Annotated in this window: 16 protein-coding genes; 9 read left to right on the top strand and 7 right to left on the bottom strand. The window is 74.5% G+C overall.

The window, feature by feature from the left end; all coding sequences use genetic code 11:
* The first annotated feature begins 113 nt into the window (after positions 1-113).
* A complete protein-coding gene (locus ACIGXE_RS33530; protein WP_399753489.1) occupies positions 114-545 on the top strand; it encodes a hypothetical protein in 432 nt (143 codons plus the stop codon).
* 381 nt (positions 546-926) lie between these two features.
* On the top strand, positions 927-2,297 hold the full coding sequence (locus ACIGXE_RS33525; protein WP_399753487.1) for an MFS transporter: 1,371 nt from the start codon (positions 927-929) through the stop codon (positions 2,295-2,297).
* Between the two features lie 100 nt (positions 2,298-2,397).
* On the opposite strand, the gene ACIGXE_RS33520 is transcribed toward ACIGXE_RS33525, so the two are convergent.
* Positions 2,398-4,200, bottom strand: a complete 1,803-nt coding sequence (locus ACIGXE_RS33520; RefSeq protein ID WP_399753485.1) for a VanW family protein — start codon at positions 4,198-4,200, stop codon at positions 2,398-2,400.
* Positions 4,201-4,718: 518 nt separating this feature from the next.
* Between ACIGXE_RS33520 and ACIGXE_RS33515 the strand changes: the two genes are divergently transcribed.
* From ACIGXE_RS33515 to ACIGXE_RS33500, 4 genes are all read left to right on the top strand, one after another.
* Positions 4,719-5,753, top strand: coding sequence for a phosphoesterase (locus tag ACIGXE_RS33515; RefSeq protein ID WP_399753483.1), 1,035 nt, complete (start codon positions 4,719-4,721; stop codon positions 5,751-5,753).
* Between the two features lie 51 nt (positions 5,754-5,804).
* The gene (locus tag ACIGXE_RS33510) at positions 5,805-8,030 is read left to right on the top strand and encodes an NADP-dependent isocitrate dehydrogenase (RefSeq protein WP_399753480.1); all 2,226 of its coding nucleotides are present in this window, start codon (positions 5,805-5,807) and stop codon (positions 8,028-8,030) included.
* Positions 8,031-8,126: 96 nt separating this feature from the next.
* Positions 8,127-8,417, top strand: coding sequence for a hypothetical protein (locus ACIGXE_RS33505; RefSeq protein WP_399753478.1), 291 nt, complete (start codon positions 8,127-8,129; stop codon positions 8,415-8,417).
* A gap of 83 nt (positions 8,418-8,500) precedes the next feature.
* Positions 8,501-10,078 carry a sigma-70 family RNA polymerase sigma factor gene (locus ACIGXE_RS33500; RefSeq protein ID WP_399753476.1) on the top strand — a complete coding sequence of 526 codons (1,578 nt, stop codon included), beginning with the start codon at positions 8,501-8,503 and terminating at the stop codon, positions 10,076-10,078.
* 71 nt (positions 10,079-10,149) lie between these two features.
* Here the strand turns inward: ACIGXE_RS33500 and ACIGXE_RS33495 are convergent, their stop codons facing one another.
* From ACIGXE_RS33495 to ACIGXE_RS33480, 4 genes are all read right to left on the bottom strand, one after another.
* Entirely contained in the window at positions 10,150-10,833 is a 684-nt protein-coding gene (locus ACIGXE_RS33495; protein WP_399753474.1) for a CAP domain-containing protein, read from the bottom strand.
* Positions 10,834-10,951: 118 nt separating this feature from the next.
* Positions 10,952-11,839 carry a universal stress protein gene (locus ACIGXE_RS33490; RefSeq protein WP_399753472.1) on the bottom strand — a complete coding sequence of 296 codons (888 nt, stop codon included), beginning with the start codon at positions 11,837-11,839 and terminating at the stop codon, positions 10,952-10,954.
* A gap of 173 nt (positions 11,840-12,012) precedes the next feature.
* Positions 12,013-13,278 carry an acyl-CoA dehydrogenase family protein gene (locus tag ACIGXE_RS33485; RefSeq protein ID WP_399753470.1) on the bottom strand — a complete coding sequence of 422 codons (1,266 nt, stop codon included), beginning with the start codon at positions 13,276-13,278 and terminating at the stop codon, positions 12,013-12,015.
* 159 nt (positions 13,279-13,437) lie between these two features.
* Positions 13,438-13,896 (bottom strand): RrF2 family transcriptional regulator, encoded by a 459-nt coding sequence (locus ACIGXE_RS33480; protein WP_399753468.1) that lies wholly within the window; start codon positions 13,894-13,896, stop codon positions 13,438-13,440.
* Positions 13,897-14,346: 450 nt separating this feature from the next.
* Here ACIGXE_RS33480 and ACIGXE_RS33475 point away from each other — a divergent pair, with 450 nt between their 5' ends.
* Complete coding sequence (locus tag ACIGXE_RS33475) at positions 14,347-15,204, top strand: glutathione S-transferase C-terminal domain-containing protein (protein ID WP_399753466.1); 858 nt, start codon at positions 14,347-14,349, stop codon at positions 15,202-15,204.
* 107 nt (positions 15,205-15,311) lie between these two features.
* On the opposite strand, the gene ACIGXE_RS33470 is transcribed toward ACIGXE_RS33475, so the two are convergent.
* Positions 15,312-16,349: an NAD-dependent epimerase/dehydratase family protein gene (locus tag ACIGXE_RS33470; protein WP_399753464.1), complete on the bottom strand. Its 1,038-nt coding sequence runs from the start codon at positions 16,347-16,349 to the stop codon at positions 15,312-15,314.
* 146 nt (positions 16,350-16,495) lie between these two features.
* On the opposite strand from ACIGXE_RS33470, the gene ACIGXE_RS33465 reads away from it, so the two are divergent.
* Both ACIGXE_RS33465 and ACIGXE_RS33460 read left to right on the top strand, forming a co-directional pair.
* Positions 16,496-16,762, top strand: a complete 267-nt coding sequence (locus ACIGXE_RS33465) for a DUF5133 domain-containing protein (protein ID WP_399753462.1) — start codon at positions 16,496-16,498, stop codon at positions 16,760-16,762.
* A 52-nt stretch (positions 16,763-16,814) separates the two neighbouring features.
* On the top strand, positions 16,815-17,195 hold the full coding sequence (locus ACIGXE_RS33460) for a DUF3040 domain-containing protein (RefSeq protein ID WP_399753460.1): 381 nt from the start codon (positions 16,815-16,817) through the stop codon (positions 17,193-17,195).
* Here ACIGXE_RS33460 and ACIGXE_RS33455 read toward each other — a convergent pair.
* Positions 17,188-17,853 carry a DUF6058 family natural product biosynthesis protein gene (locus ACIGXE_RS33455; protein WP_399753458.1) on the bottom strand — a complete coding sequence of 222 codons (666 nt, stop codon included), beginning with the start codon at positions 17,851-17,853 and terminating at the stop codon, positions 17,188-17,190. The two genes, ACIGXE_RS33460 and ACIGXE_RS33455, sit on opposite strands and share 8 nt — an antisense overlap.
* Positions 17,854-17,979 lie beyond the last annotated feature (126 nt).

Raw genomic sequence — 17,979 nt, 5'->3', positions numbered from 1 at the left:
CGAGACACGGCGGTCAGCGATGGGCGTCGTCGCACCGTGGCTGCGCCGCGGGCGCTGGTCAGCCGGCTCGGGGAGCCGTAGCGTGGCACCGGGGTCGAGGGGGAGGGGACCGCATGGGGCACTTCGACGCGAAGGGCTGGCAAGCGGTGGCCCGGGTCTACGCGGGCCTGGGGGCGGGATTCGCCGCCCTGGTCGTGGTGTGCGTCCTGTGGGGCGGTCCGTTCCGCGTCGCCTTCGCGATGATCGCCGGACTGAGCGCAGGGCTCGCGCTGACGGCGGCGGCCGGGTTCCGGGGGCTGGCCCCGCGAGGAAACCCCACCCACGCCGACATGGCCCAGTTCGGCTGGGGCTTCCTCAACCTCCTGTGGACCGTGCTGTCCCTGCTCATGCCGATCGCCGTGGGCGTCTGGTTGTTCGTCATGGATGAGGAGTTCCATGGACGGACCCTGAGCCGCGCCGCGCTGCTGGTGTTCCTGGTCTTCGGCGCGCTCGTACGGCAGGCGCACCGCCTGGCGGCGAGGACGTTCGACAGCGGCAAGGGGTGAGGCGGCTCGGCGCCGGCTGCGTGGCCGGCCTCCTTGGACAGCTGTGGGAAGCGGTCGAGGGCCGGTGTGGTGCTGGTGGCCAGTCTCTCGCACGAGCCGGCACGGGAGGGAAGAGCATGCTGACATGGGCTTTCCGGGCACCATCGAACCAGCACGGGCGTCAGCGCCGGGGTGTCGAGACGGGGCGGGATGCGTAATCGGGACACCGCCGTGGAGGGGGCGCTAGGCGGACCCTGCCGGGTCCTGCCCGGCCCGACATGGTGACCGGGCGCATGCCCGGGCCCCGAACTATGGTGTCCCACCACATACGCGGCTGACCTGCGCTTTCCTACGGTGTGGCGACACGAACACGTCCCCGTCACCCGCTCGGAAGTGGTGCACATGGCCGCCGCAACACACGCTCCCACGCCCCCCGGCTCCCTCAAGCGCATCGTCGCCGCCAGTCTCATCGGCACCACCATCGAGTGGTACGACTTCTTCCTCTACGGCTCGGCCGCCGCGCTGGTGTTCAACAAGCTGTTCTTCCCCGAGTCGGACCCGCTGGTCGGGACCCTGCTCTCCTTCCTGACGTACGCCGTCGGGTTCGCCGCGCGCCCGCTGGGCGCGCTGGTCTTCGGGCACTACGGTGACCGGCTCGGGCGGAAGAAGCTGCTGGTGCTCAGCCTGTTGCTGATGGGTGGGGCGACCTTCGCCATCGGGCTGCTGCCGACCCACGCCACCGTCGGGTCCGCCGCGCCGCTGCTGCTGACCGCGCTGCGGCTGGTGCAGGGGTTCGCGCTCGGTGGCGAGTGGGGCGGGGCCGTGCTGCTCGTGTCCGAGCACGGGGACGCCGAGCGGCGTGGGTTCTGGGCCTCCTGGCCGCAGACCGGGGCGCCCGCCGGGCAGTTGCTCGCCACCGGTGTGCTGTCGGCGCTGACCGCGCTGCTCTCCGAGTCCGCGTTCGGGTCCTGGGGCTGGCGGATCCCGTTCCTGCTGTCCGGCGTCCTCGTGATGGTCGGGCTCTGGATCCGGCTGTCCGTGGACGAGTCGCCTGTCTTCAAGGCCGCGCTCGCCGCCGCCGAGGAGCGCAAGGCCGCCGCCGCCCAGGCCGAGAGGATGCCGCTGGTCGCCGTGCTCCGGGACCACTGGCGCGACGTGCTCGTCGCGATGGGTGCCCGCATGGCCGAGAACATCTCGTACTACGTCATCACGGCCTTCATCCTCGTCTACGCCACCACCCAGGTCGGCCTCTCCAAGCAGACCGCCCTCAACGCCGTCCTCATCGGCTCCGCCGTCCACTTCGCCGTCATCCCCCTCTGGGGCGCCCTGTCCGACCGGCTCGGCCGGCGGCCCGTCTATCTCGTCGGGGCCGTCGGCGTGGGGCTCTGGATGTTCCCCTTCTTCGCGCTCATCGACCAGGGGTCCTTCGGCAGCCTGCTCCTCGCCGTCACCGTCGGACTCGTGCTGCACGGCGCGATGTACGCCCCCCAGGCCGCTTTCTTCTCCGAGATGTTCGCGACCCGGATGCGCTACTCCGGCGCCTCCATCGGCGCCCAGTTCTCCTCGGTCGCCGCCGGCGCCCCCGCGCCGCTCATCGCCACCGCGCTCCTCGCCGACTACGACAGCTCGACCCCGATCGCCCTCTACGTGATCGCCGCCGCGCTCCTCACCGTCGTCGCCGTGGCCTGCGCCCGCGAGACCCGGCACCGCGACCTCGCCGACGGCGACCGGGCCGCCTCGTCGGCCGCCGATCCGGTGCGGGCCGACGTCTGATCGACCGCCGTCCGCGGCTGCCGTCCACGACGCCGGACGAGGAAGGGCCCCTCTCGAAGGAGAGGGGCCCTTCCTCGTCCGGCCGTCGGCAGTCGCCCGGCTATCGAGCCGCCGGGGCCTCGTCGCCGTTCTTGCTCGCGTCCGGCTGCTGCGGCTGGTCCTGCTTCACGCACGTCACCTTGTCCCGCGGCGTGTAGTGCGTGCTGAACGTCTCGCGCTTCACCTCGACGCCGTTGTTCTTGAAGACCCGGTCGACCTTGATGTCGAAGCCCTCCAGCGGGTCCTGGACCTCGCACTTGTCGCTCGTGTCCTTGCGCTCCTTCGGCGGCACGATGTTCGTGCGCGGGCCCGCGACCGCCTCGACCGAGTCGTACTTCTTCGTGCCGAGGAAGCTCACCGTCACCGACGAGTCCGTCGAGCTCGCCTTGATGTAGATCGGGTGGCCCGAGTCGTTGCGGAAGCGCAGGTCCAGCGTGCCCCAGGCCACGGTCGCCTCCCGGCCGGCCGGGTAGCGCTCGATGTAGAAGGAGTGGGCGCCGTGCTCGATCGGCTTGACGCCCGCGAAGAAGAGCGCGTTGTACACGGTGGTGGCGACCGCCGAGACGCCGCCGCCCGGGGCCTTCTGGTACTGCCCGTCCATGATCATCGTGCCGTCGACGAAGCCGTTGGCCTCGGTGCGCTCGCCGACCGTGCGGTTGAAGCTCCACACCGCGCCCGGCTGGACCACGGAGCCGTTGATCAGCTCGACGGCCCGGCCGATGTTGGTCGTGCGGTAGGGGGCCTTCGGGAAGTGCACCGTGAAGGTCGACATCTGCTCGGTGATCCCCAGCTCCGCCAGGCTCTTCGCCGTCAGCTGCGGCTGGGTCACCTTCGTGGCCACCGGCGCGGTACGGGCCGCCGCGCCTTCCTTGGTGAGCAGCGGCTCCACCGCCCGGCCCAGGGCGGCGGCCGACACCTCGCGGCCCGGACGCCCGTCGCGCTCCACGACGACCTTGCCGTCCCGGACGCCGAGGCTCGCCTCGACGGGGGCGCCGCTGAGCGAGTCGAGCGGACCGGACACCGCAGGGTCGTGAATCAGGGTGCGGGCGTCGAGGGAGGGGGTGAGCCGGCCGGCGGCGGCCGTCACGTTCAGGTGGTCGCCGAGGGTCACCGCGGGGATCGCGAGCCGCTTGTCGCCCGAGGTCAGGGTGACCGGACCGGACATGGCCGGCGTCGCGAACTCCTTCACGAAGCGGTCGACCTCCGCCGCCCGCACCTGCGGGTGCGTCACGGAGACCGGCAGCACCACGGGGGCCGCACCGCCGGCGCCGGGGTACGCCGCGCGCAGCGTGTCGACGGCCTTCGTCTCGTCCAGCGTCTGGCCGTCGACCGGCCGGGTCACGACCGGCTTGCCGTTCTTGAAGGCCACGGAGCCCTCGCGGACCGTACGGTCGTACTGCTTCGCCTGCGCGGCGACCGCCGCGCGTGCCTTGGCGTCGTCGAAGGACACCACCGGAGCGATGTCCCGCTCGTCGGACGAGAACAGCCGGCCGATCACCGTGAGCGGGTCGCGGGACGGGTCGGCCGCCCGGTCCACCGTGGCGGGCACGTCGACCGTGAGCCCCGCCGCCGCGGGGTCGACCGTGGCGGTCGCGTCACCGATCGTGACGCGCACCGGGTCCTTCCAGGAGGCGGGGGCGGCGGAGGTGAGCCGGGCGGCGGCCTCGGCGCGGCTCAGGCCGCCGATGTCGACGCCGTTGACGCGCGTGCCGTCGGAGATGTCGTCGCCGGTGGCGACGAGCCCTGCCACGTAGAGTCCGCCCGCGACGGCCGCGACCGCACCGGTCGCGATCGCCGCCTTGCGTATGTGACCGCGGCGCCCGTTCGGGCCCGCGGCGGCGTGGTCGGTCGTGGAGCGGCGCACACACCCTCCCAGGGCGGTGAGGAGTCAGAGGACACCCGTGAGGGGGCAACGACGGCCCATCCCTCGAACGGGGCATTCCACGACGGTACGCCGAATGGGGGTGATAGATCCAGATGATCCCTTTTATTCCGACGGTGACACTCCTCTCATCCGCGTCGCCCCCGTCCCCCCGTCGGCCGCGTCGCCCCCGTCGAACCCGAGGGGCACACGCGCGCGCCGGCGGCAGGGGAGGGTGCGGCGCGGCTCCCGCTCACCGAGCTCGCGCCTGAACCCGCGCCCAGGGCCCGCCCAGGGTCGCCGAAGGGTGCCTTTCCAGCTCGCCGTGGCGACCGTCACCGCCTCCGCGCTGCTGCACTCCAGTTGCCGCGCCATGACCCCGACCGCCCGGGACTTCCGGGTCGTCGCGATCTTCTTCGCCGCTCATGTTCCCGGGGTATGCCGAGCCCGGCCATCGCCCGCCCCTGCCGTTCGGGCGTCTCCAGCAGGCGCCCGGGCCCGCCACGGGGTCGAATCGAGGCATGGCACCCTTCGACAGGCCCCGTACCGGCAGCTCCCCGCCGAGCATCGCCGCCGGTGACACATGGTGGTACGCCGCCGTCGCCGGTGAGGCCGCCGGATCGTTCAGCGCCCGTGTCCGCATACGCATGCGGCGCGCCTGCCTCGCCGCCGTCCTCCTGCTCACCGTCGCCTACGCCGGGCTCGTGCTCACCGCGACCGGCCGACGCTGGGGGGACGCCGTCACCGCCGGACGGCTCGCCGATCCGGCCGTCGCCCGTTTCCTGCGCGACCACCCCTCGCTCCAGGGGCTGAGCACCCTCGCCCTCGGCGGCATGGTCCTGGTGCTCGCCGTCGTCGGCGTGCTGCGCAGGCGGTACGCGCTCACCGGTGCCGCGCTCGGCACCGTGGCCGTGGCCCTGGTCGCCGCGGAGCTCCTCCAGCGGTACGCCCCGGGCCCGCGCTTCGTGGACGCCTCGGGCGCCGCCGTCCCGAGCGGCTTCCCCAGCGCCGCCGCCGTGCTCGCCGCCGGCAGCGCCTTCGGCCTCCTCCTCGTCGTCCCGCACCGGCTGCGCGGCATCGCCGTCGGGCTCGGCGCCCTCGCGGCCGTCGCCCTCGGCGCGTACGGGATCGCCTCGGGTCGCCAGCGCCCCGGCGACGTGATCGCCGCCGACCTGCTCGTGCTCGCGGCCTTCGCCGCGCTCGTCGCCCTCCTCGCCCGCAAGGGCAAGGTCCGGCCCGCGCCCCGGCGCGGCCTGCCCCACAAACGTCTGCTCGTCCTGTTCCCGCTCGCCGTCCTCGCGGTCGGCGGCCTGGCCGCCGGCGGCTACCTCCTCGCCGACTGTCTGCCCGGCGCCGGTCCCGTCCCCGCCGCCCTGCCCCGGATCGCCCACCGCTGCGGCCAGGCCTTCGCCGCCGGTACCGGAGCCGCCTCGGTGCTCGCCCTGCTCGGGCTGCTCCGCCACGTCGACCTCGACCCGGGGCCCGTCCCGTACCGGATCACGCCACCCGTTCCCGAGGACCCCTTTCCCGAGGAGCCCGATCACGAGATATCTTGATGTCGAGCAATCTTGCAGACGCAGACGCAGACGTGGAGCGGAGCACACCCGGTGACTGACTCGACCATCATCTACACGCACACTGACGAGGCGCCCGCCCTGGCGACGTACTCGTTCCTGCCCGTGATCCAGGCCTACGCCTCGACCGCCGGCATCAACGTCGAGACGCGTGACATCTCCCTGGCCGGGCGCATCATCGCCAGCTTCCCCGAGCGTCTGGAAGAGGGGCAGCGCATCGCCGACGCCCTCGCCGAGCTCGGCGAGCTGGCCAAGACGCCCGAGGCCAACATCATCAAGCTGCCGAACATCTCGGCCTCGATCCCGCAGCTCAAGGCCGCGATCGCCGAGCTTCAGGCCCAGGGCTACGCGCTTCCGGACTACCCGGACGACCCGCGCACCGACGAGGAGCGCGACATCCGCGCCCGCTACGACAAGGTCAAGGGCTCGGCCGTCAACCCGGTCCTGCGCGAGGGCAACTCCGACCGCCGCGCCCCCGGCGCCGTCAAGAACTACGCCAAGACCCACCCGCACCGCATGGGCGCCTGGACCGCCGAGTCCAAGACCAACGTGGCCACCATGGGCGAGAACGACTTCCGCTCCACCGAGAAGTCCGCCGTCGTCTCCGAGGCCGGCTCCCTGCGCATCGAGCACGTCGCCGCCGACGGCACCACCACCGTGCTCCGGGAGTCCGTCCCGGTCCTCGCCGGCGAGGTCGTCGACGCCTCCGTCATGCGCGTCGCGGCCCTGCGCACCTTCCTCTCGGAGCAGGTCGCCCGCGCCAAGGCCGAGGGCGTGCTGTTCTCCGTGCACCTCAAGGCCACCATGATGAAGGTCTCCGACCCGATCGTCTTCGGCCACGTCGTGCGCGCCTTCTTCCCGCAGACCTTCGCCAAGTACGGCGAGGTCCTGGCCGGCGCCGGCCTGTCCGCCAACGACGGCCTCGGCACCGTCCTCAAGGGCCTGGAGTCCCTTCCGCACGGCCTGGGCGAGGAGATCAAGGCCTCCTTCGACGCCGAGCTCGCCGAGGGCCCGGCCCTCGCCATGGTCGACTCCGACAAGGGCATCACCAACCTGCACGTGCCGTCCGACGTCATCGTCGACGCCTCGATGCCGGCCATGATCCGCACCTCCGGCCACATGTGGGGCCCGGACGGCCAGGAGGCCGACACCCTCGCCGTCCTCCCGGACAGCTCCTACTCCGGCGTCTACCAGGCCGTGATCGACGACTGCCGTGCGCACGGCGCCTTCGACCCGGCGACCATGGGCTCCGTCCCGAACGTCGGCCTCATGGCGCAGAAGGCCGAGGAGTACGGCTCCCACGACAAGACCTTCGAGATCGCCGCGGCCGGCACCGTCCGCCTCGTCGACACCGCCGGCAACGTGGTCCTGGAGCAGGAGGTCGCCGAGGGCGACATCTTCCGCGCCTGCCAGACCAAGGACCTGCCGATCCAGGACTGGGTCAAGCTGGCCGTCACCCGCGCCCGTGCCACCGGCGCCCCGGCCGTCTTCTGGCTGGACGAGGACCGCGCCCACGACGCGCAGCTGATCGCCAAGGTCAAGACGTACCTGCCGGAGCACGACACCGAGGGCCTGGAGATCAAGATCCTGTCCCCGGTCGAGGCCACCAAGTTCTCCCTGGAGCGCATCCGCCGCGGCGAGGACACCATCTCGGTCACCGGCAACGTGCTGCGTGACTACCTGACCGACCTCTTCCCGATCCTGGAGCTGGGCACCAGCGCCAAGATGCTCTCGGTCGTCCCGCTGATGGCGGGCGGCGGCCTCTTCGAGACCGGCGCCGGCGGCTCCGCCCCGAAGCACGTCCAGCAGCTCGTCAAGGAGAACTACCTGCGCTGGGACTCGCTCGGCGAGTTCTTCGCGCTGGCCGCCTCCTTCGAGCACCTGGCCACCACCACGGGCAACGCCCGCGCCCAGGTCCTCGCCGACACCCTCGACCGCGCCACCGGCACCTTCCTCAACGAGGACAAGTCGCCGACCCGTCGCGTCGGTGGTATCGACAACCGCGGCAGCCACTTCTACCTGGCCCTCTACTGGGCCCAGGAGCTGGCCCGGCAGACCGAGGACGCGGAGCTGGCCAAGGCCTTCGCCCCGCTCGCCGAGACGCTCTCCGCCAACGAGCAGAAGATCGTCGACGAGCTGATCGCCGTCCAGGGCTCCCCGGCAGAGATCGGCGGCTACTACCAGCCCGACCCGGCCAAGGCCGCGGCCGTGATGCGCCCCTCCGCCACCTTCAACGAGGCCCTCACCACCCTCGCCTGATCGCGGAACGACGCCGCACCGCCCCGGCCGGACACCCGTCCGGCCGGGGCGGTCGCGTCGGTGGCGCATCCGCCGTCCCGGTGTGAATCTGGATGGATGAGCTGGGCATCATGGACGACCGCCGGTGTCTACACCGGGCGGGGCGGGGTGCTCACCGACGAGGTGGGTGTGCTCACGGGCGATCTGACCGTGCACACCACGTACATCGACGGTGAGGCGCGAGTGGCCGTGCAGTACAGCGGCGCATCCGACTGGTTCACCATGTCGGGCAGTCCGGTTCCCTGCGGATCGGAGGAGGACAGCCGCGATCTGCACGACGCGGTCGTCGCGGCCGTACGTGGAGGAGGCGGGGCGACCGTGCCCGTCCTGCCGCACCTCTCCGGGTAGCCGCGCCGAGAAAAGTGTTGTCCCCCCTGCTCCCGAGGGTCTCCCGGTCGAACCCAGGACAGCACCCGAGGGAAGCAGAGAACATGCAGAACGAGGAGCTCCGTACCGCCGCGCTGGTCGAGGCGGCACGGGCCGGTGACGCACGCGCCGGGGACGAACTCGTACGGGCCTTTCTCCCGCTCGTCTACAACATCGTCGGCCGCGCCCTCGACGGTCACGCCGACGTGGACGACCTCGTCCAGGAGACGATGGTCCGCGCCCTGCACGGTCTGCCCGCGCTGCGCGACCCCGCGCGGTTCCGGTCCTGGCTGGTCGCCATCGCCATGAACCGGATCCGGCACCGCTGGCGGGAACGCCGGCAGGCGCCGCAGCCCGGCCTCGACCGGGCCGCCGAGCTCGCCGACCCCGCGGGCGACTTCACCGAGCTCGCCATCCTGCGGCTCGGCCTCACCGGCCAGCGCCGCGAGGTCGCCGAGGCCACCCGCTGGCTCGACGAGGACGACCGCGAGGTCCTCTCCCTGTGGTGGCTGGAGGCCGCGGGCGAACTGAGCCGCGCGGAACTCGCCGCCGCCCTCGACATCCCGCCCCGGCACGCCGCCGTGCGCGTCCAGCGCATGAAGGGCCGCCTGGAGACCGGCCGCGCCGTCGTCCGCGCCCTCGCCGCCGTCCCGCCCTGCCCGGACCTGGCCGTGACCACCGCCACCTGGGACGGCAGCCCGTCGCCGCTCTGGCGCAAGCGCCTCGCCCGCCACCTCGACACCTGCCGCCACTGCGCTCCCACCCGCGTCGGCCTCGCCCCCGCCGAGGGCCTCCTCGTCGGGCTGGGTCTGGTGCCCCCGCTGCTCGCCTGGGCGGGACACGGCGGGGACATCGCGCCGGCCACGGTCGCGTGGACGGGGCAGGACGCGGCACTCGCCCCGGTGGACCCGTCGCCCGCCGCGGCCGGCGGCTCCGGCCCGGTCGTGGGCGGTGGACCTGGCCCGGTCGTGGGCGGTGACCCCGGCCCCGCCGCGGCCGGCGGCCCCGGCCCGGTCGTGGGCGGGGGGCACGTGTCCGGATGGCGGGTCTGGGGTGCCGGGGCCGCCGCCGTCGCCGTGCTCGGCGGGGTGATCCTGCTGCTGCCCGGAGACCGCGACGCCCAGGCCGAGGTACGCACGCCGGTGGCCGTCACGCCGACCGGAGGGACGCCCACCGCCGGCAGCCCCACCACACCCCCTCCGACGCCGTCACCCACTGCGACCCCGACGCCGACCCGGACCCGGGCCCCCGAGCCGAGCCCCGAGGAACGGGTGACCCGCCTGGTGAACCGGCACCGGGCCGAGGCCGGCTGCGGCCCGCTGCGCGCCGACCCGGACCTCGCCGCCGTGGCCCGCGCGTACGGCCACGACATGGTGGACCGGCGCTCGTACGGCCACACCGGCGCCGACGGAACCGATCCCGGCACCCGGATGACGGCGGGCGGCTACTCCTGGAGCGCCTGGGCCGAGAACCTCGCCCGCGGGCAGTCCGACCCGGCCTCCGTCGTGGCCGACTGGATGGCCGACGCGCCGCACCGGGCCAACATGCTCGACTGCCGGTACCGGGACACCGGCGTCGCCGCCGTGTCCGGCCCCGACGGCACGGTCTGGGTGCAGGAGCTGGCCACCCCGAGCCCGTCCTAGGGCGTGTCCTGGCCCGCCAGGCTCGCGACGCCCCGGCACGCCCTGGGCGTGTCCGTAAAGTCCCGCCTGGCTCAGCGGCTGGTGGCGAAGTCCTGGACCCACCACGGGCCGTTGGGCGTGAGGTTCACGCCGACGCCGATGTCCTCGAACGCGCAGTTGAGGATGTTCTTGCGGTGGCCCGAGCTGTTCATCCAGTCCTCCACCGCCTGGGCGGGCGAGTCCGGCCCGCGGTGGATGTTCTCGCCCCAGGACGACCAGCGGTAGCCGGCGGCGCTGATCCGGTCGCCCGCGTCCCGCCCGTCCCTGCCGACATGGGCGTAGGAGACCCGGGCCGCCATGTCGTCGGCGTGCCCCTGCGCCGCCGCCCTGAGCCGGGCGTCGGACCGCAGGGGAGCGCAACCGGCCTTCCTCCGCTCGGCGTTGGCGAGCGACACCACCTGCTGCACGTACTGCGCGGCGGCCCCGGCGGCCTGCTCGGGGAGCGACGCGGGCCGGGCGGCGGCGACCGGGTCGACCCGTCCCAGGGGCGGCGGGGCCGATCGCGCGCCCGCGTCGGAAGGGGCGCCCGGTGCCGCCGCGTACAGCCCGGTCGCCACCGCCAGGGCCGCCGCGGCGGTGCCCGCGGCGATCACCGCCGTACGGAGGGACGGCCCCCGCCGGGCCGTCCCCCGCCGGTGCCGGCCGCCGCGGGCCCCGGGCCGGGGCCGCTCACGGCGTTCCTGGGGGAGGGCTGCCTCGTACGCGTCGTGCTGCATGGAGCTCCGCTCTCGCTACCGGGCCACCGGCCCGCCCGGCACGGGGAGCGTCACCGGGACGGCGGTGGGAAGAGACGGCCGTATGACTTTCCGGTCGGGGAGAACGCGACACTCCCCGTCAACGTCGAGCGTCAACCTCCTGCGGCACCACCGCCACCGGGCACGGCGCGAGGTGCAGCGCCGCGTGCGCCACCGAACCGATGCGCGGCCCGAACGCCCCACGACGGGCGCGCCGCCCCACCACGAGCAGCTGCGCCGCCCCGGACCGCGAGAGCAGCACCTGCCCGGCGCTGCCCAGCTCGACGTGCTCGGTCACCGGCACGTCCGGGTGGCGTTCCCGCCACGGCGCCAGGGCCTCGCGCAGCGCCTTCTCCTCGTACGGGACGAGCCCGCCGGCCTCGTCGGCGAGCCGCAGCGAGGCCGGGCTGTACGCGAGGAGCGGCGGCAGGCTCCAGGCCCGTACCGCGCGGACCGCCGTCCCGCGGGCGGCGGCCGTCTCGAAGGCGAAGCGCAGCGCGGCCGCGCTGTCCTCGGGAGTGCCGTGCTGTCCCACCAGGACGTCCCCGGCCGGCGGTTCGGCCGCCTCGCCGTCCCGCGAGCGGACCGCGACCACCGGCACCTCGGCGCCCGCGACGATCTGCTGCCCGTACGAGCCGAGCAGGAAGCCCGCCACGGCTCCGTGGCCGCGCGAGCCGATGACGAGCAGCTCGGCCCGCTCCGTCGTGCCCAGGAGTCCGGCCACCGGCGTGTCGGCGACGACCTCGGCGCTCAGGGCGAGCCGCGGGTACCGTTGCGCGACCGCCGCCTCCGCCTCGCGCAGCACCTCCCGGGCGGCCTGCTGCTGCGCCGTCGGGTCCTGGAGCAGCGGCAGGTCGAGGGGTTCCCAGCGCCAGGCGTGCACCAGTCGCAGCGGGAGCCGGCGGTGCAGCGCCTCGCGGGCCGCCCAGTCCGCCGCGGCCAGGCCCTCCGGCGAACCGTCCACTCCCGCGACGATTTCACGATGCATCAGACTGCCTCCCAGGGCCGGGCCTCGGCCCCGCCGGACGGCGGAACCGCTCCTCCAGCGTGGCCCCGTGGACCGTCCCGGGTGAGGGCCGGACGTCCCGACCCGGCGTGCCGTCCGACCCGAATCGGACGTGTCCGGGCTCCCGTTCGCGGCGGCGGGGCCGCGGGGCCCGGTTACGCCAGGAGGGTGAGCCGGGCGTGGGTGCCGTGCAGGTAGTGGTCGCCGATGTCCCGCAGCCGGTGGTCCGGGGACACCGGGGCGGTCAGGGCCCGGACGTTGCGCCAGAAGCGGTCGAAGCCCGAACCCGCGCCGTGCGGGTCGGCGGCCGTCGCCGGGTCCACGAGCTGGAGGATGCGGGTGGTGATGTCGACCGCCGCCCGGTTGGCCACGGTCTCGGCCGCCGCGACCAGGACGGCGATGTCCGCCCGCTCCTCGTGGTCGAGGGCCCGCTCGGCGAGCAGCCCGAGCGCCAGGGCGTCCGTCGCCCGTTCCACCACGGCCGCGGCGGTGTGCGCGGAGGTCGCCAACTCCCCGTAGGCGAGCAGCAGATAGGGGTCGTCCCCGACCGGGGCGCTGTCGACGGCGGGCGGCGGCGACGCCTGGGCGGCTCGGCTGAAGTCCCGTGCCTCGGCGAGCGCGCCCTCGGCGATCCCCAGGCCGACGTGGACCAGGAGCAGCCGCAGGGCGAGCGGTGCCAGCGTCGAGTACGGGGCGACGGCGTGCTCGTCGTGGGGGAGCGCGCCGAGGACCTGGCCGGCCTCGACCGTCACCCGGTCGAACGTGACCGTGCCCGCGCCCGCCAGGCGCTGGCCCACGCGTTCGGCGCCCGGGGCGGCGAGGACCGCCGGATGCGCCGGGTCCACGAGGACCAGCAGCAGGTCGCCCGTCTCCGTACAGCGGGCCCCGACGACCAGCCGGTCGGCGACCGTGACGCCGGACGCGAAGGCCCGGCGCCCGTCGAGGACGTAGGCGCCGCCGCCGGCCGGGGTGAGCGTGAGCCCCGCGGGCCCGGGCTCCGCGCGGGGCGGCTCGACCGCTCCGGCCAGCAGCCACCGCTCCTCGGCGGCCCGCCCGGCGAGGTCGAGCGGTCCGGCCGCCGGGCCGAGGAAGCGCGAGGTCCAGGACAGCACGCAGTGATGGGCGAGGAGTTCGCCGATCGAGCCGTCGGCGGCGGCGATCTCCCGGATCACTCCGCACGCGGCGCGCCAGTCGGCGCCGTGCCCGCCGGGCCCGGGCGCGGTCAGCAGGGCGGGCAGCCCGGCCTCCTGGAGCCGGGCGACCTCGTCGTACGGCGCCTTCCCGGCCCGGTCCCTGAGCAGCGCGTCGACGGCGAGATCGTCGGCGACCTCCCGGGTGACGCGGGGCCAGATCTCGTCGTCGGCCGGGCGGTGGGCCGCTGCGGAGGCGGTGCGTATCGCTGACTTCTTCGGCGTCTTCACGGCACCTCACATGCTCCCTAGTATTCCCAGTGGAATAGTAGGGATAGTGGCAGAGGGGTCGCGCGGAGCCCAACAGGCGTCCACATCCCGGACCGTGGGATCTCGTGAGATGAGATCGAGGCGCCGGGTCCGGACCGGCGCCCGGCCGTCGTCGGACCGTCAGGGGTTGGTCCAGGCCTCCGGGTCCTCCGCCAGTGCGACGATCTCCGGCGGCAGCTTCGCCGTGGCCAGCTGGGCCAGCGACACCCCGTCGAGGACCTGGCGCACGTTCGCCCGCAGCGCGACCCACAGGGTGAGCAGCGACTCGGCCGGCCCGGTGTACGACAGCTCGGGCGGCCGCACCCCGCGGACCGAGACGAGCGGCCCCTCGACGCAGCGGATCACGTCCGCGACGGAGATGTCCTCGGCCGGCTTCGCCAGCCAGTAGCCGCCGTTGCCGCCGCGCTGGCTCTGCACCAGACCACCCTTGCGCATGTCGCCCAGGATGCCTTCGAGGAACTTGTGCGAGATCCCCTGGTGCTCGGCGATGACCTCGGCCTTCACCGGCCCGGCCTCCCGGGCCGCGGCGAGCTGGAGGGCGGCCCGCACCGCGTAGTCCGCCCTGGCTGAAATGCGCATACGCGCATTATGCCTATCCGCCACGTCCGCACCCTTGACGAGGGGCGGCGGCACTTCCACACTCGTGGACGGGAAAACCGAGCGAACAGGTAGGGAATCATGAGAGCCGCCGCCGCACCGGACAGGGCCCACGCCGCCCGGCTGCCGCGCACCCTGCCGCTCACCTCCCGCCGCCACATCGACCTGCTCCGGGTCTGCAGCGCGGCCTAGGCCCTGTCGGCAGGCCGCCACGCGCCGCCCGGCTCGCCGCCGCGTCCGCGTCCGTCACCCGTACCGCGCGGTGTGGCTCGCAGCCCGTCTCCCGTACGCCCGCTGCGGCGTACACCTCCTCGCTCCGCGTACGCCCGCCGTCCCCGCACGTCCTCCTACCCGTATCTCTGCTGCCTCCGGGCGCGCGCCGACGCCGGCGCGCCGCCCCCGCGACCCAGCACCGAGCACCCAGGGAGAACCATGTCCGTCGTACCCTCCGTCGTCCCCGCCGCCGCCGCCCCCGCCTTCCGGGGCCGCATCGGCAGCGACGTGCACAGCGGCCACTACGCCGTGCCCCACCGCTACCGGCTCCACCTGGCCCCGGCCGACCCCGGCTGTCTGGGCGTCGCCGTGACCCATGGCCTCCTGGGACTCGCCGACACGCTGCCGCTGACCGTCCTGCCCGCGCTCGCCGACACCTCCGACGGCGGATACGCCGTGCTGCGGCCCCTGTACGAGGCCAGCGCCCACCTGTACCGGGGACCGGCCGCCGCGCCCGTGCTCAGCGACGGCTGGACCGGCCGCATCGTGTCCACGCACGTGCCCGACATCCTGCGCGACCTGGCGCTCCGTTTCCGTGGCGACGGGCCCGAACTCCTCCCCGAGGACCGGCAGGACGAGATCCGCGCCGTCGCCGACCTGTGCGAGCGCAGCGTCAACGCCGCCGCCCAGCGCGCCGGGGAGCTCGGCCTCGACGACACCGCCGCCCACCACGACCCGCTCACCGTGCTGTTCGCCGCGCTCGGCTCCCTGGAGCGGCGCCTGGCCCGCCACCCGTACGTCCTCGGCGAGGCGCTCACCGCGGCCGACGTGACCGTCTGGGTCACCCTCGTCCAGCTGGACACCGTCCACCGCTGGCACCTCGACGCCGCCGCCATGGAACGCGTCGCCCCCCACCCGGCCCTGTGGGCCTACGCCGCCCGGCTCGCCGCGCACCCCGCCTTCGGCCGCCACCTCGACATCGACGCCCTGCTCGACCGGCACCGCGCCCACTGCCGGGGCCGCGAGGCGGCCGGCGCCGCCATGCGGATCGTCGACTGGGCCGCTGCGCGCGGCTGAACGGCGCCCGGCCGCCCAAGGACTGCCCGGACAGCCCGGGCCCCCGCCCGCCCAAGGCCTGCCGGACCGGCCAGGGGCCCCCGTCGGACCAGGGCGGCCGACAGGACCTAGCCGAAGCGGCGTCCGGCCATCGGCTCCGTGGCGTCGCCGCTGCCCGCCCTGACCCCGCGCAGGAACGCCTCCAGGGCCTCCACCGAGGTCCTGGACGGCGCCCAGTCCAGCTCGCGCCGCGCCCGCTCCGTCGACATCACCGGCAGCCGGAGGACCGCGTCGAACAGGTCGGGCGAGGCGGGCACCAGCCGCATCCGCCAGGCCGCCGAGAGCGCGCCGCGGACCGCCGAGGTCGGCACCTTCACCGGCCGCGCGTCCAACAGCGAGGCCAGCGTGGCCGCGTCGACGACGGGATCGGCCGCCACGTTGAACGCGCCCCGGACGTCGTGCAGCAGTGTCAGCCGGTAGGCGTCGGCCGCGTCGTCGGTGTGCAGGGCCTGGAAGCGCAGGCCGGACAGGTCCGGCAGCAGCGGAAGCAGTTCGGGCCGGAACAGCTGCCCCGGGAACCAGCGACCCGCGAAGATCCGCCGCTGCTCGCTCGCCGACTCCTCCTTGAACAGGAACGAGGGCCGCAGCCGCACCACCCGCGTCTGCGGATGGTCGCGCTCGAAGGTGTCCAGGACCCGTTCCAGATAGGCCTTCTCCCGCGTGTACGCGGCGCCGGGCCAGCCGTGCGTCGGCCAGGACTCCGACACCGGCGCCCCGTTGCCCGGCCCGGGGGAGTAGGCGCCGACGGACGAGGCGTGCACCAGCACCGGGACGCGGGCCGCGGCCACCGCGTCGAAGACCCGCAGCGAACCCAGCACATTGGTCTGCCAGGTCGTCGCCGGGTCGTGCGTCGGCTGGAAGCGCCAGGCCAGGTGCACCACCGCGTCGGCGTCCGCCACGTACTGCGCGAGCCGCGGCTCGTCCCCCTCCAGCGAGAGGTCCACCTCCGCCCACTCGGTCTTCGACAGGGTCAGCCCCGGTCTGCGCCGGGACAGGCCGAGCACCGAGGCCACCCGGGGCTCCCGCTCCAGGGCACGCATCAGGCTCGTGCCCACGTTTCCCGTGGCGCCGGTGATGACCACGCGCAGCCGCTCGCTGGGGTTCATACCTCGACCTTCGGTCATCGGGGAGCCCGCCGCACGCCGGGGAAGGCCGGGGCGGTCACGGAGCGTGGCGCTGCGGGTCGCGCAGGTGGGCCTGTGCCCCGACGATGGTGGTGCCGGGGGGCCCACGGCCGTACCAGGAGGACCTGATGCTGCTCCCCGACCGCAACACGATCGACCGCCTGCTGCGGTGCTACCGCAGCCAGGAACGGCTGGTCCTGGCCAGGCCGTACGACCTGTCGGCCCGCAGGCGGTTCGAGGACACCGCGTACACCCTGTGCGTGCTCATGGGGAAGCGCACCGCTCGCGAGGCGGTCGGGGCCGCCGAGCGGTACGTCGCCGAGACGGAGCCGCTGCGGGAGTCCACACTGAAGGTGTGCGGTTCGACGCGCGGCGGCGGGGTACCCGCCGAGTAGCGCGACGGGCCGGGCCGCTGGGGCCCACGGGCACGGGCGGGAGGTTCCGGAAATGGACGGGGCACAGCTCTCGCCGCGCGAGCGGCGCATCCTCGCGGAGATCGAGCACGAACTGGGCGAGGACCCCGTCTTCGCGCGTACCTTGACCAGCGGCCGCCGTCCCCGGTTCCCGAGCCGGTGGCGGGCCTCCCGGAACGTCGCCCGGCCGCCTCGGACCGGGCGGCTCCTCCGGGCCACGACCTTCCTCCTCGGCCCCGTGGCGATCGCCCTCTTCGTGATCGCCGTCGTCACCGAGTCCCCGGTCCTCATCTGGGCCTTCGCCCTGGCGTGGGTGCTGACTCTGGTCTGCCTGCTGCGCCTGGTGCTGCGCTGGTCCCGCCGTCATCTCGTCGGCGACGAACGGCCACGCCCCGACCACGGCGGGCTCAGCTGAGCGCGCCCCCGCGGCCGTCGCCGACCGGGGTCCTGTTCGGCGCGGCCGGCGACGGCTCCGCCGGGCGGGGGAATCGGGCCCGTACGGCGTCGACCCAGGTGTCCCGTGAGGTCGGACCGCCGAAGCGCAGCCGGTCGTAGGGCGCGAACTCCGGTTCCAGCGCGTCCAACTCGTCGACCAGCGTGTGCAGCGCGGCCGCCCACAGCGGTGATCCGGGCCGCGGCGAGCGCACGGCGTCGCTGATCGCCGCCGTCAGCTCTTCCTTCCGCCGGATCGTGTCGGGAGCGACCCGGTGCAGACAGACGTACCGGCCGCTCACATACGCCTCCCACTCCGCCGCGCCCTCGGCCGGATCCGCCCAGTGCGCCACGAACCAGGCGCGGAGCCGCTCGGGCCCGCCCGCCCGAGCCGCCAGGTCGAAGAGATCGCGTGGCACCATCTCCGCCCCGTCCGAGCGCAGATACCCCGGCAGCGGCAGCAGCCCGTCCAGCATCTGCCGCCGTGCCTCCGCCACGTCCCGCCCCGACTCGGCGCACAGCCGCTCCAGCGGGGTGAACTGGGCGCTGACATAGGCGTCGTCGGCCACCGTCATCGGATGGTCGCCGTTGACCTCCCGGAACCGCCGGGCGACCTCCGCCGCGTAGGTGCTCGTCCGCATGTCACTCCTCCCGAGGCCCGCGGGGCGTCTCCCGCGCGGTGCCCGGGCAGACTAGGCGCGCGACGGTACGGCACCCGCCGAACGATGCCGGGCGGGGCGGACCCACGCCCGGCGGGGCGGACCCAC

Source organism: Streptomyces sp. NPDC053431 (assembly GCF_044544925.1).
Classification (GTDB): Bacteria; Actinomycetota; Actinomycetes; order Streptomycetales; family Streptomycetaceae; genus Streptomyces.
The sequence above is the reverse complement of the archived record's forward strand: the minus strand, read 5'-3'. Positions and strand labels throughout refer to the sequence as shown.

Coding starts and splice junctions, on each gene's coding strand:
- ACIGXE_RS33530 (WP_399753489.1), top strand. CDS start 114: ATGGGGCACTTCGACGCGAAGGGCTGGCAAGCGGTGGCCCGGGTCTAC.
- ACIGXE_RS33525 (WP_399753487.1), top strand. CDS start 927: ATGGCCGCCGCAACACACGCTCCCACGCCCCCCGGCTCCCTCAAGCGC.
- ACIGXE_RS33515 (WP_399753483.1), top strand. CDS start 4,719: ATGGCACCCTTCGACAGGCCCCGTACCGGCAGCTCCCCGCCGAGCATC.
- ACIGXE_RS33505 (WP_399753478.1), top strand. CDS start 8,127: ATGAGCTGGGCATCATGGACGACCGCCGGTGTCTACACCGGGCGGGGC.
- ACIGXE_RS33500 (WP_399753476.1), top strand. CDS start 8,501: ATGCAGAACGAGGAGCTCCGTACCGCCGCGCTGGTCGAGGCGGCACGG.
- ACIGXE_RS33495 (WP_399753474.1), bottom strand. CDS start 10,833: ATGCAGCACGACGCGTACGAGGCAGCCCTCCCCCAGGAACGCCGTGAG.
- ACIGXE_RS33490 (WP_399753472.1), bottom strand. CDS start 11,839: ATGCATCGTGAAATCGTCGCGGGAGTGGACGGTTCGCCGGAGGGCCTG.
- ACIGXE_RS33480 (WP_399753468.1), bottom strand. CDS start 13,896: ATGCGCATTTCAGCCAGGGCGGACTACGCGGTGCGGGCCGCCCTCCAG.
- ACIGXE_RS33475 (WP_399753466.1), top strand. CDS start 14,347: ATGTCCGTCGTACCCTCCGTCGTCCCCGCCGCCGCCGCCCCCGCCTTC.
- ACIGXE_RS33470 (WP_399753464.1), bottom strand. CDS start 16,349: ATGAACCCCAGCGAGCGGCTGCGCGTGGTCATCACCGGCGCCACGGGA.
- ACIGXE_RS33465 (WP_399753462.1), top strand. CDS start 16,496: ATGCTGCTCCCCGACCGCAACACGATCGACCGCCTGCTGCGGTGCTAC.
- ACIGXE_RS33460 (WP_399753460.1), top strand. CDS start 16,815: ATGGACGGGGCACAGCTCTCGCCGCGCGAGCGGCGCATCCTCGCGGAG.
- ACIGXE_RS33455 (WP_399753458.1), bottom strand. CDS start 17,853: ATGCGGACGAGCACCTACGCGGCGGAGGTCGCCCGGCGGTTCCGGGAG.